Annotated in this window: 9 protein-coding genes and 1 pseudogene; 8 read left to right on the forward strand and 2 right to left on the reverse strand. The window is 71.5% G+C overall.

Annotated elements, in window-relative coordinates:
* The 8 genes and pseudogenes from ITP53_RS35785 to ITP53_RS35820 all read left to right on the forward strand — a co-directional run.
* Window positions 1-546 (forward strand): annotated as a pseudogene (locus ITP53_RS35785) (Tm-1-like ATP-binding domain-containing protein); the annotation flags it as partial.
* Window positions 543-1358 (forward strand): phosphoenolpyruvate hydrolase family protein, encoded by an 816-nt coding sequence (locus tag ITP53_RS35790; RefSeq protein WP_195899892.1) that lies wholly within the window; start codon window positions 543-545, stop codon window positions 1356-1358. The pseudogene ITP53_RS35785 and the gene ITP53_RS35790, both read left to right, overlap by 4 nt.
* A gap of 11 nt (window positions 1359-1369) precedes the next feature.
* Window positions 1370-1792 (forward strand): cupin domain-containing protein, encoded by a 423-nt coding sequence (locus tag ITP53_RS35795; RefSeq protein WP_328816848.1) that lies wholly within the window; start codon window positions 1370-1372, stop codon window positions 1790-1792.
* A gap of 180 nt (window positions 1793-1972) precedes the next feature.
* The gene (locus ITP53_RS35800; protein WP_195899893.1) at window positions 1973-2464 is read left to right on the forward strand and encodes a hypothetical protein; all 492 of its coding nucleotides are present in this window, start codon (window positions 1973-1975) and stop codon (window positions 2462-2464) included.
* Between the two features lie 114 nt (window positions 2465-2578).
* Window positions 2579-4075 carry a hypothetical protein gene (locus ITP53_RS35805; protein WP_195899894.1) on the forward strand — a complete coding sequence of 499 codons (1497 nt, stop codon included), beginning with the start codon at window positions 2579-2581 and terminating at the stop codon, window positions 4073-4075.
* On the forward strand, window positions 4072-5496 hold the full coding sequence (locus ITP53_RS35810) for a VWA domain-containing protein (RefSeq protein ID WP_195899895.1): 1425 nt from the start codon (window positions 4072-4074) through the stop codon (window positions 5494-5496). The genes ITP53_RS35805 and ITP53_RS35810 overlap by 4 nt, the downstream gene beginning before the upstream one ends.
* 11 nt (window positions 5497-5507) lie before the next feature.
* Window positions 5508-6623, forward strand: a complete 1116-nt coding sequence (locus tag ITP53_RS35815; RefSeq protein WP_195899896.1) for an ATP-binding protein — start codon at window positions 5508-5510, stop codon at window positions 6621-6623.
* Window positions 6620-9436, forward strand: coding sequence for a DUF5682 family protein (locus ITP53_RS35820; protein ID WP_195899897.1), 2817 nt, complete (start codon window positions 6620-6622; stop codon window positions 9434-9436). The genes ITP53_RS35815 and ITP53_RS35820 overlap by 4 nt, the downstream gene beginning before the upstream one ends.
* A gap of 130 nt (window positions 9437-9566) precedes the next feature.
* Here ITP53_RS35820 and ITP53_RS35825 read toward each other — a convergent pair whose 3' ends face one another.
* Window positions 9567-10982, reverse strand: coding sequence for an alpha/beta fold hydrolase (locus ITP53_RS35825; RefSeq protein WP_195899898.1), 1416 nt, complete (start codon window positions 10980-10982; stop codon window positions 9567-9569).
* Window positions 10983-11133: 151 nt separating this feature from the next.
* A complete protein-coding gene (locus tag ITP53_RS35830; protein WP_195899899.1) occupies window positions 11134-12027 on the reverse strand; it encodes a LysR substrate-binding domain-containing protein in 894 nt (297 codons plus the stop codon).
* Between the last annotated feature and the right edge of the window lie 72 nt (window positions 12028-12099).

Raw genomic sequence — 12099 nt, forward strand, 5'->3', positions numbered from 1 at the left:
ATGGAGGCGCTCGTGGCCAGTGGCTACTTCGCCGGGGTGCTCGACCTCACCACCACCGAACTCGCCGACGAACTGGTCGGCGGCGTCCTGTCGGCCGGTCCCGAGCGCCTGACCGCCGCCGGGGCCGCCGGCCTGCCGCAGGTCGTCAGCCTGGGCGCGGTGGACATGGTGAACTTCGGCCCGATGGACACCGTGCCCGAGCGGTTCATGAACCGCCGGCTGCTGGTGCACAACCCCACCGTGACGTTGATGCGCACGACCGCCGAGGAGGCGGCCGGGATCGGCAGGCTGATCGGCGCGAAGCTCGCGGCCGCCACCGGGCCCGTCGCGATGTTCGTACCGCGTGGTGGGGTGTCCGCCGTGGACGTCGAGGGGGCGCCCTTCTGGGACCCGGACGCCGACGCCGCCTGCTTCGACGCGGCCCTGAGTGCCGTGGCCGGGAGCGACGTCGAGGTGGTGGAGAGTTCGTACGACATCAACGACGGGCGGTTCGCCGTCGCAGCCGCGGACCGGCTGCACGAGCTGATCCAGAAAGGGGCGGCATGAATCGGGACGAGGCACTGCGCAGGCTGCGCGCCGAGCGGGCGGCCGGCCGGCTCATCATCGGGGCAGGCGCGGGCTCCGGGCTGTCGGCCAAGGCGGCCGAGACCGGCGGCGTCGACCTGCTGATCATCTACAACTCGGGCCGGTTCAGGATGGCGGGCCGCGGCTCGCTGGCCGGGCTGCTCCCGTACGGCGACGCCAACGCCATCGTGGTCGAGATGGCCGGCGAGGTGCTGCCGGTCGTCAAGGAAACGCCGGTGCTGGCCGGCGTCTGCGGGACGGACCCGTTCCGGCTCATGCCGCAGTTCCTGGACGAGCTGGCGCGCATGGGGTTCGCCGGCGTCCAGAACTTCCCCACGGTCGGCCTCATCGACGGCGTCTTCCGCGCGAACCTGGAGGAGACCGGCATGGGGTTCGACCTGGAGGTCGACATGATCAGGCTGGCGGCCGAGCGGGGTCTGCTCACGGCCCCGTACGTCTTCACGCCCGAGCAGGCCGCGGCCATGGCGCGGGCGGGCGCCGACATCCTCGTGCCGCACATGGGACTGACGACCAAGGGCAGCATCGGCGCCGTGACCGCGCTCACGCTCGACGAGTCTGTCGTCCGCGTCCAGGAGATGCACGACGCCGCCGTCGCGGTGAACTCCGACGTCATCGTCCTGTGCCACGGCGGCCCCATCGCCGAGCCCGACGACGTGCGTTACATCCAGGAGCGCACGTTGGGGATCGCGGGTTTCTTCGGCGCCTCCTCGATGGAACGCCTGCCTGCCGAACGCGCCATCGCCGACCAGCTCCGCACGTTCAAGAACCTGTAGGAAGGACCACCGTGCACCGCGAACCGGACTCCGTACCCACGATGCTCTTCGACTGGGGCTCCATCAAATGGCACGTGACCCCCGGCAGTGTGCCGGGCGCCTCGTCCACTCTCGGCGAGGTCGTGATCAATCCGAACAAGGGGCACGACCGGCACCAGCACCCCCACTCCGACGAGATCCTCTACGTCATCGAGGGCGAGGGGCGTCAGACGGTCGGCGACGGGCCGGAGTTCGCCGTCAGGGCCGGGGACGCCGTGTGGATTCCCATGGGGACGATGCACTCGACGTTCAACACCGGGTGGCGGCCGATGCGGATCATCGCGACGTACACGCCTGGCGGGGCCGAGGAGGCGCTGCGGGACGTGCCGGGCTTCGTCGAACTGGCCCCCGGCGAGCACCCGACCTGGGCCGTGGCGGACGTCAAGCCCGAGTGATCGGCGGGGTGCCGTCCGCGACGGTTGAGACGGCGGCCGCCTTGACCGCCCGCTTTGATCATTCTGGCCGGATCTGTCGGTGAGCTCCGGTAAGTTCCGGGATCATCGATGAGCCGTTCACGACGGCGCGGGCACTCCCGCCTGCTCCCGTGAACCGGCAGGGCGGGAGGGTCTGAGGTCTTGGACGCGGACAGAGCCGCGTGGGAGCGGCGCAGCGTGGTGCGGGTGGTGCCACCGGTCCAGCCGCGCAAGCTGGCGAAGGTGCCGTTCGTCGAGCTGGCCGACGGCCGGCTGCAGGGGGTCGTGTCCAGCGGGTCCGACATCGAGCGGGTCTACGTCTCGTCGATCGCCGCCGGCACCCATGCCGTGAGCTGCAGCACCAACAACAACCGGCCCTGCGGAGGGCTGTACGGCAACGCGTGCAAGCACATCCACGCGATGGCCGGTGAGGCGGTCCTGCAGTACGGGATCGACCGGGTGGCGCGTTACCTGCGGGTCGAGGTCCCGGAGGGCGGCGATCTGATGGGCTGCCTGCACGGCAGCCCCGAGCGGACGCCGGCGGCCGTGGTGTTCAGCCGGTTCCTGCGCCACCTGGCCTACCTGGAGGTGCCCGACAGCACCGAGCCGCTGGCCGAGCTGCACTGGTTCCCTGCCACGGGGGCGGTGCGCTGATGCCGGACGGACACGGTGCTGCGGTGAGGCGTGCTGACGCATGCCGGGCCGACATGGTGGTGAGGCGCGCTGATGCCGGATGTACGTGGGACGTGCTGGGTGGGAGGTGCGCTGATGCTTGACGTACAGCTTGGTGAGGTGCTCGGCGAGGCCCACGCGGGCGTCGAGGAGACGCTCGGCCTGGTGGCGGGGTTCGACGACGCGCTCGGGCACGGGTTCGCCCGGGTCGGTGAGGACGCCGCGGCGGCGCTTACGGCGATGGCGGGGGCGCTGGCGGCCGGGCCGCTCGGCGACCGGTTCGCCGAGGCGGTGGAGAAGGTGGCGGCGGGGTCGGTCGGCGACGCGGACCTGGCCGTGCTGGCCGGCGGGCGGGCCGCGCTGTTCGGCGCGACGCACGACGCCCTGCTCAGCCGCCTCGACACCGCACTCGGCCGCACCCGGCCCACCTGGGATTCCGCCCCCAACACCCCGGGAACCGCCGCACCGAACACCCTGGACGCCGCCGCACCGGCTGCCACGGGTCCTGCACCGGCGACCACGGGCGCTGTATCAGGCGGTCCGGGGGCCGGTGGTGGGCTTGATGTCGGTGAGGGGCATTTGCTTGAGGGGTGCCGGGCGTGGTTGCGGGAGCTGGCCATCGTGGGGTGGCGCGGCGTCGACCACGATCTCGTCTCCTCGTCGGACCAGACGATCGAGGCGCTGCTCGCCGTGCCCGCGTTGCGCGGCCTCGCGGTGCTGCTCGACGGCCTCGCGGCGGAGCTGCGGGCGTCGAGCCCGGTCGCCACGATGCCGGACCTTCCCGCCCGCAGGTGGGCGGACCTGTGGACCCGCGCCGTGCTGCTGTCGCAGGCGGGCCCGTGGCACGGCGGCGCCGAGCAGGTGTCCGGCCGGCTGCTGATCCTGGGCGCCGACGTCCACGAGCACGCCACAGTGGTACGCGCCCAGGTCCACGCGATCTTCGAGCCCGCCGGCGGCGCACCGGCCAGGCTGGTACGCACCAGCGTGGCCGCGGCCAAGGTGGACACGATCGCGGGACCGGCCGTGTGGCGGCTGATGGCCGGCCATCCCGTGCTGCTGGGCGCGCTGGCCGGACACCTCAGCCTGGACATCACGGACATGCCGCTGCTGCCAGGCGGCGACCTGGTGTGGCACGACGACCGGGCGCGGGCGGGCGAGGCGGCCGACCCGTTCGCGACCGCCCGGGTGCAACTCGGCGCGGCCCTCGCCCCGCCGGTCCCGCCCCTCGACCGCCATCCTGTACGCATCGCCGAGCCCGTACTCGTCGAGGGCTACGAGATCGACGGCGCGACGCTGGACCTGGGTGGCAACACCCTCGCGCTGGACCTCGATCGGCTGCCTGCGGTTGGACCGCTCACGCCCGAGCTGGTGGCGGCCTCGTCCGCGTGTCTCGGCCTGATGCGCTGGGACGGCGGCCGGTGGCTGCTGCAGCCGATCGCGGTGCGGGCCACGGTCAAGAAGAAGCCGGTCATGGTGCACAACGGCGACTGGGCGATGGGCCCCACCGATCCCAAGGTGGTCAAGGCCGAGGCGAGGTCCGGTGACGTGGTCGCCGTGCTGCGCGAGCGGGCGGGACGGTTGCTGCGGAAATGACCGACATCACGCAGAGCGCCGATCAGACCCGGCGCCAGGTGCTCTACTGGCGCCTGCTGTCCAGGCTGTTCAGTCCCGACGAGCAGGCCACGCTGGAGACCGCCAGCCTGGGCATCGTCGGCGACCTCGGCCTCCCGCCCGCGCTGCTCGACCCGGGCGTGTCCATCGACAACCTGGTGCAACGCTTCCCCGAACTGGGCGCCGAGTTCCAGGACCTGATGGCCACCAAGGAACCCGAGCAGGACAAGCCCCAGGCCGAGCAGGACAAGCCCCAGGCCGAGCCGGGCGAGGGGCGCGAGCCGACCAACGAGGCCGAGCCGGGTGAGGAGCATGAGCCGGTCAGCGAGGCCGAGGCGGGTGAGGGCGGTGGTGAGGTTCGGCGGGCGGCCTTGGTTTCCAAGCTGCTGCTCAACGTGTTCGCCACCGGCACGGGCAACGTCACGGCGGGGCAGCTGGAGCGGTGGAAGCAGGACGCGGCCTGGTTCGAGCGTGGCATGGGCTGCGAGCCCGGCGGCCTGCGCAACCAGCCGGGCAACGAGGAGCTGGCCGGTGTGCTCGCCGGCCTGGAGGGTGACCTGGTCAAGCGCATGCACCTGCGCGAGGTGCTCGCCGACCCGGCCCTGGCCAGGCAGCTCACGCCCAGCATGTCGCTCATCGAGCAGTTGCTGCGCGACAAGTCCAACCTGTCGGGCGTCGCGCTGGCCAACGCCAAGGCGCTGATCCGCAGGTTCGTGGACGAGGTCGCCCAGGTGCTGCGTACCCAGGTGGAGAAGACCAGCGTGGGCGTCATCGACCGGTCGGTGCCGCCGAAGCGGGTCTTCCGCAACCTCGACGTCGACCGCACCATCTGGAAGAACCTCACCAACTGGAGCCCCGAGGACCAGCGGCTCTACGTCGACCGGCTCTACTACCGGCAGACCGCCCGCCGCACCACCCCGGCCCGCCTCATCGTGGTCGTCGACCAGTCGGGCTCGATGGTGGACGCGATGGTCAACTGCACCATCCTGGCCTCTATCTTCGCCGGGCTGCCGAAGGTCGACGTGCACCTGATCGCGTATGACACCCGGGCACTCGACCTCACACCCTGGGTGCACGACCCGTTCGAGGTGCTCCTGCGCACCACGCTCGGCGGCGGCACCGACGGGACGGCCGCGATGGCGCTGGCCAGGCCGAAGATCTCCGATCCGCGTAACACCGTGATGGTGTGGATCTCTGACTTCTACGACAACCGATCACTGATCAACGACTTCGAGGCGGTCCACCGCTCGGGGGTCAAGTACATCCCCGTCGGCTCGGTCAACAGCTCCGGTCGCCAGAGCGTCGATCCCTGGTACCGCCAGAAGCTCAAGGCCCTCGGCACCCCGGTGATCTCGGGCCATATCCGCAAGCTCGTGTTCGAGCTCAAGAACTTCCTCACCTAGGAGACCCGCGAATGAGTGACGATATGCTGCGCGCCCCCGCAGAGGTGAAGTACGCAGAGGAGCTCGACTGGCTGGAGTCGGTCGACGACAACCCCAAGCCGTTCTCGTGGCGGCTGAGCCCGCGCATGATCAGGATATTCGTGCTCGGCTCCGAGCGCTCCGACGGGCTCGACCGCGAGATCCCGCAGAAGTGGTTCGGCGACCGCAGCTTCGTCGAGCGCAGCATCGTGACCCTGGCCTCCGATCGCGGCCTGCTGCTGATCGGAGACCCGGGCACCGGCAAGAGCTGGCTGGCCGAGCTGCTGTCGGCAGCCATCTGCCGCAACTCCACGCTCGTGGTCCAGGGCACCGCAGGCACGACGGAAGACCACATCAAGTACTCGTGGAACGTCTCCATGGTCATCGCCAAGGGCCAGTCCCGTGAGTCGATGATCCCCTCGCCGATCATGACGGCGATGGAAGACGGCGTGATCGGCCGCTTCGAGGAGCTGACCCGCTCGACCAGCGACGTACAGGACGCGCTGATCTCCATCCTGTCGGAGAAGTACGTCTCCATCCCCGAGCTCAACGACGACAACATCGTCTTCGCCCAGCCCGGCTTCTCCATCATCGCCACCGCCAACAGCCGCGACCGGGGCGTGAATGACCTGTCGTCGGCACTGAAGCGCCGCTTCAACTTCGTCCGCATCCCCGTCGTGACGAACAAGAAGAGCGAGGCGGAGATCGTCCGCTTCCGTACAGAAGAGCTGCTGCGCCGGCACCGGATCGAGCTGGACCTGCCGCCCACACTGCTGGACATCCTCCTGCAGAGCTTCGCCGATCTGCGCTCCGCCGCCGCCTCGGCGACCAGCGACGACGAGAAGCTGGAGTCGGCGCTGTCCACCGCCGAGCAGATCGGCGTGCTGGAGGACGCGATCCTGCACAGCAACTTCTTCGGCGACCGCACGCTGCGCGCGCAGACCCTCGCAGGCTCGCTGGTCGGCTCGCTGGCCAGGCGCAGCCCGGAGGACCTGGCCATCCTGAACAAGTACTGGCACGGCGTCGTCGAGCCGCGCAGCAAGAAGGACGGCGGGGAGTGGCCGGAGTTCCTCGAGGGCGGCCGCGAGGCCATCGCCACGCTCTCATGACCGAGCAGGCGAGCCTCACGACCAAGCAGGCGAGCCCCGGGCAGGCGAGCCCGTTCGGGTCACTCCGGGAGCAGCTGCTCGACGCCGCCACCGCGTTCGCCGGCGCGCCCGCCGACCTGTCCGGCATCCTGGCGGGGCTGGTGGACGACGTCGACCGGGCGCTGCGCGAGGAGCTGGAGATCTTCCCGGTCTGCCACCATTCGCCGGCCTCCGCGCTGGCGATGGTGCGCAGGCTGCGCGAGAAGCAGCCCAAGGTCGTCTACCTGGAGTTGTGCGAGGACCTGCGGCCGCTGCTGACCGAGCTGCGCAACTGCCGGCTGCCGGTCGCGGTGCAGGCGTTCGCGACCACCCTCGACGGCTTCCCCGACTCGTGGGCGCCGCTCAGCGTGGTGGCCCCCATCACGGAGGCGTCGGCCGAATACCAGGCGATCTCGTACGCGCTCGACACGCCGGGCGTCGAGCTGGTGCTGGTGGACCGCTCGTCGGACCACGTCTTCCAGTGGCGCCCCAAGGAGGAGCCCAAGCCCAAGGACGAGCAGAAGCCCGGGGAGGAGCCGAGCGAGGAGGCGGGCCTGCACGGCGACGCCGTGGGCGTGGAGATCGGTGACCTGCGCCCGCGATTCGCCGAGCTGGAGCAGCACCTGCTGCACCACGGCAAGGTGCGCCACTGGTCCGAGTGGTGGGACCAGTACGTCGAACAGCCGCTCTCCGGCGCGGACTACGACACCTACCGCCAGGTCATGGTGCTGATCGGCAGCCTGTTCCGCCGTCTCACCCCGGACGGCGAGCGGCTGGCCATGGACGAGGACCGCGAGCGCTACATGTGGACCAGGATGCGCGAGCACCTGGCCGCCTCCGGCGCCGACCCCGCCGACTGCCTCTACGTGTGCGGCGCCTTCCACGCCGCGAGCCGCGTCGAGCAGTTCGGCCTGCGGTCCACGACCCCCTACGAGATCAGCCCGCGTACGGACACGAAATGGCTGTACGGGCTCATCCCGTCCAGCCACTCGGCCATCGAGGCGCAGTTCGGACTGGCCCCGGGATCGGTGTCGATCGCGGCGGCGACCTGGGCCAAGGCGGTCACCAGGAGCAGGCTGACGCCGTTCCAGCTGGCCGGGCAGAAGGGCGCGCGCAAACGCGCGGCCAAGTTGCCCGCGCCGGTGCCGCGGGGCGAGGTGGCCGACCGGCTCACCGGGTTCCTGTCCAGGCCGCCCGCCCTGGACGGCCTGGACGAGGCCGAACTGCTCGGCTGGTGCGTCGACATCGTCCGGCTGGCCCGCCGCAACGGCTACCTGGCCAGCACGGCCGACGCCATCGCCGTCTACGAGAGCTCGATCCTGCTCGCCGGAATGCGCAACCGCGCCCGGCCCACCCCGTACGACTTCCAGGACGCGGCCGTCACCTGCATCGAGAAGGACGCCGTGCCCGGGCGGCGGGACGTACGCCGGCTGTGCGAGATCCTGCTCGGCGGCGACCGCGTCGGCGAGGTCGGCTACGACGCGCTGCCGCCGCTGGCCAGGGACGTCTACGACCGGCTGGAGCCGCTCGGGCTCGACCTGGACAAGCGCACGATCCAGCGGGCGCTGATCGACCTCAAGGCCGAGCCCGAGCTGGTGCCCTGCTCCGACCTGCTGTGGATGCTGCGCTACCTGCTGCCTGACGACGCCGTGCGGCCCATCATGGGGGAGCGCGGGCTGGGGGAGCGTTCGATCCAGGAGAGCTGGGACCTGGCGTTCGGCCGCCACCAGCGCTCGATCATCGAGCTGGGCTACGAGGGCGTCACCATCGAGCAGGTCCTGGAGCAACGGCTGCGCAGGTCCGTCCGGGACCCCACGGCCACCGCGGCGGTGGCGCTCGCGGCGGTCGAGGACGCCGAGCTGTTCCTGGGCAGCAGGCGGTTCACCGACGAGCTCGGGGCGCGGGCCGTGGAGCTGCTCTCGGCCGAGCGGAGCGTGGACGACGCGCCCGAGGTGCTGCGCAGGATCCGGCGGCTGATGGTCTACTACCGGGCGAAGGGGACGGAGCTGCCCGCCTGGTGCGAGGAGTTCGCGACCACCGGATACGCGCAGTACTGCACGCTGCTGCCCACCGCTTTCGTGGCGGAGGACACCGGGGTGCGGCAGGTCGCGGCCATGCTGGGGTTCCTGTTCTCGATGGAGAGCCTGGCGCTGGCGCTGGGCTGCGACCGGGCGCAGCTGGAGCTGGCCGTGCGGCAGTCGCATCCCGAGGCGCCGGCCAAGGTGGCGCTGCTGTGGGCGGCTCAGACGCAGCTCGGGCTGCTGCCGGTGACCGAGCTGCGGGAGCGGTGCGACGAACTGCTGGCCAACCCGCTGGTCATCCCGTCGTTCCCGCAGTACATCATCGGGTTCGTGCAGGCCATGGAGCCGGCTCCGGTGCTGTCCGGGTTCGTGGTGGAGGTGATCTCGAAGGCGTTCGGGCGGTTGCCTGACAACGTGCTGCTGCCGTGGCTGCCCAAGCTGATCACCACTCTGCGGGACCAGGCCGGGGAGCTGATGCCGGTGCTCGTACGCGAGGCCGGCCGCACGTTCCCCGGGTCGCTGACGGCGGTGGACTCCTGGGTGCCGCCGTGGACGGCGCGGCCGGCGCCCGCACCGGCCGCCGCCCGGGCGGCGGCCGCGGGGCCGGTGACCGAGCTGCTCATCGGGCATCCGGACGCCTGTGACGCGGTGGCCGGGCTGCTGGGGTGCGCGGGCGAGTGGCGCGCTCCCGGGGGTTCCGCCCACCGGGAGGCGACCGCGCTGCTGACCGGCCACCCCGAGACCGCCCTGGCCCTGGCCGGCCTGCTCGCCTGACCGGTTCGGCCGGCCGCTGTGGTGCTGGGGGCCTGGCTGGACGGGCCTGCTCGCCCGGCCGGGTCTGTCCGGCCGCCCTGATCTGGAGGGCCTGGCTGGGGCGGGCCGCCCTGGCCAGGCCCGGGGGTGGTCACTGCCCGGGGCGGCAGGTGGTCCCGGGCGGGGGCAGGCGCAGATCGGTCAGGTACGCGTTGGCGTGCCCGATGGCGCAGGCGTTGCCCGTGAGGTAGAGCCCGTGCCCGTGGCCTTCGTACTCGACCGTCGACGAGCCGGGCACCCGGCGCACGATGTCGGCGGTGTCGTCGTAGTCCGTCCAGGTGCCCGCGCCGAGGAACGGCGGCAGCCCGGAAGGCAGCGGCGCGCGCGGGTTCGTCACCGGGACCGGCCAGCCGGTGCAGCCGAGGCGGTGCCACACGCCCATCCCGTACAGGTTCGGCGAGATCCGCTCGCCCAGCGCCCGCACCGACTGGTAGTCCTGGTAGTCGCGGTAACGCAGCCCGTCGGTGCACTGGGTGGCGTTCATGCCCACGTACGACGGCGCCTTGAGACTGCCGGCACCCGCCTTGACGTACTTCGCGAACCCGGTGGCGTCCCCGGCCTCCGCCTGCGCGATCGCCTTGGCGAGCTCGGTCCAGCGCGGATACTCCGGCTCGGACCCCGGGCTGACGAGGTGCGGCATCATGGCCACCTGCAGGTCGAATCCGCTGTACGCGGCCGGCTCACCCTTGACGGGGACCGGCGTCCTGTCGGCCGCCGCGACCAGCTTCCGCCAGCGGCCCTCGATGTCCTTCCCGCACGCCGACGAGGACGCGCACCAGTCCACGAACCTGGCGAACTGCGCCTCGTACGTGCGGTACTTGGTCCTGGCCTCCGCCTCGGCGTCCCTGAGCTGGTTGACCGCGCCGTCGAGGTACATGGCCCGGATCCGCTTGGGGAACAGCCGGGCGTAGGCGACGGCGGGTACGCCGCCGTACGAGGTGGCGATGAAGCTCAGCCGCTCCTGCCCGAGTGCGGCGCGGATGGCCTCGATGTCGCGCGCCACGGAGACGGAGTCGAGGTGGTCGAAGAACTCGGGGTCGTGCTTCCTGCACTCCTGCGCGGCCCTGCGCACGGTCACGCCGAGCTTGGCGTACTCGGCCTTGTCGTCGGGCCTGGTCAGCCAAGGCCCGGTGGTGAAGCACCGCTGCGGCAGCCGCCCGAACGTGCCCGCGTTGCGCGGCTCCAGGCTGACCACGTCGAACCGCTCGCGCAGGTCGGCGAAGCTCTTGGTGTAGTACGTGAGATCGTCGATCCCCGACCCGCCTGGACCGCCGGGAACGCTGAACACCGTGCCCTGGCTACGGCCGGTCGCGGGCAGCTTGGCGAACTTGACGGAGATCTTCCTGCCGCCTGGCTTCGCCCAGTCGACCGGCACCTCGACGGAGGAGCACACCATGTCCTTGGGCCGGTCGGCGCCCTGACACGCCTCCCAGCCGGTCGCGTTCGCCGGGGCGGCCGGGGCTACCAGCAGCGTGCCGAGCAGAACGCCGATCGTCGTGAGATTCATGCCTTCTACGTTCGCGGGCGCGCGCCCGGATCTCCATCGCGGTACGGCCCGTCATGAAGGTAGTGCCAGGACTACCCGCGCGGCGGCCGGGCAAGCTCGCGGCCCAGAGAAATGCTGGTCAGGGCACCGCGCCCGCCCCGAGCGCGTCCGGTCACACGTGGCCGACCTCGCGCAGACCCGCGAGCGCGGACTCGGCGAACGCGGTGACGACATCCCCGCCCTGCACCGGCGGCCACACCGCCGACGTGGACCAGGTCAGCCGGGGCTCGTCGATCGGCCGCCAGACCAGCCCGGTGGGCAGCCCGTCGTGGGGCTCCTCGTTCAGGTGCGCGCCGAGACCCGACATGACCAGGCCGTGGACGAAGTGCGGGTTGCGGGCGTGCCTGATCGCGCTGGGCAGGAAGCCGTTGTCGCGGCACGCCTCCAGGATGTGGTCGTACAGGTGGGGAGCCATGTCCCTGGGGAAGATCACCAGCGCGGAGCCGTCGAGGGTGCGGAGGCGTACCTCCTCCTGCCGGGCGGCGCGGTGGCCGGCCGGCAGGACCACGCCCAGCCGGCGGTGGACGACCTGACTCGACTCCAGGCCGACCGTGTCGCACGGGTGCCTGACGAGCCCGGCGTCCAGCTCCTCCGCGCGCAGCTTGGCGAGCTGGCTGGCCGTGGTCAGCTCGTGCAGCTCGAGAAGCACGTCAGGGACGCGCGCGGTGAACGTCGCCACCAGCGTCCGCAGCGCCAGCGGCGTCGTGTCGGGCGGGACGCCCGCGCGCAGCACCCCGGACGCGCCTGGACGGATGCGGCGCATGGCCTCGCGGGCGGCGTCGGCGCGGTCGAGTACGTCGCGGGCGTGCGCCAGCAGCAGCGCGCCGGCCTCGGTGAGCGTGACGCGGTGCGGATTGCGGTCGAACAGCGTGACGCCCAGCTCCCGCTCCAGGTCACGGATGCGCTGGGACAGCGGCGGCTGCGCCATGTGCAGGCGCTCGGCGGCCCGGCCGAAGTGCAGCTCCTCGGCTACGGCGACGAAATAGCGCAGGTGGCGTAGCTCCATCGGTTTCACCATATCGCTCTGATATCGGCAAGGGTCGACATTGATGTTGGCCAGCGCCCCGAGACACCTGGT

It is taken from the genome of Nonomuraea cypriaca (assembly GCF_015645445.1).
GTDB classification, from domain to species: domain Bacteria; phylum Actinomycetota; class Actinomycetes; order Streptosporangiales; family Streptosporangiaceae; genus Nonomuraea; species Nonomuraea cypriaca.

What these genes read in the sequence shown, in the direction of transcription:
- ITP53_RS35790 (WP_195899892.1), top strand. Translation starts at nt 543, where the DNA reads ATGAATCGGGACGAGGCACTGCGCAGGCTGCGCGCCGAGCGGGCGGCC.
- ITP53_RS35805 (WP_195899894.1), top strand. Translation starts at nt 2,579, where the DNA reads ATGCTTGACGTACAGCTTGGTGAGGTGCTCGGCGAGGCCCACGCGGGC.
- ITP53_RS35810 (WP_195899895.1), top strand. Translation starts at nt 4,072, where the DNA reads ATGACCGACATCACGCAGAGCGCCGATCAGACCCGGCGCCAGGTGCTC.
- ITP53_RS35815 (WP_195899896.1), top strand. Translation starts at nt 5,508, where the DNA reads ATGAGTGACGATATGCTGCGCGCCCCCGCAGAGGTGAAGTACGCAGAG.
- ITP53_RS35820 (WP_195899897.1), top strand. Translation starts at nt 6,620, where the DNA reads ATGACCGAGCAGGCGAGCCTCACGACCAAGCAGGCGAGCCCCGGGCAG.
- ITP53_RS35825 (WP_195899898.1), bottom strand. Translation starts at nt 10,982, where the DNA reads ATGAATCTCACGACGATCGGCGTTCTGCTCGGCACGCTGCTGGTAGCC.
- ITP53_RS35830 (WP_195899899.1), bottom strand. Translation starts at nt 12,027, where the DNA reads ATGGAGCTACGCCACCTGCGCTATTTCGTCGCCGTAGCCGAGGAGCTG.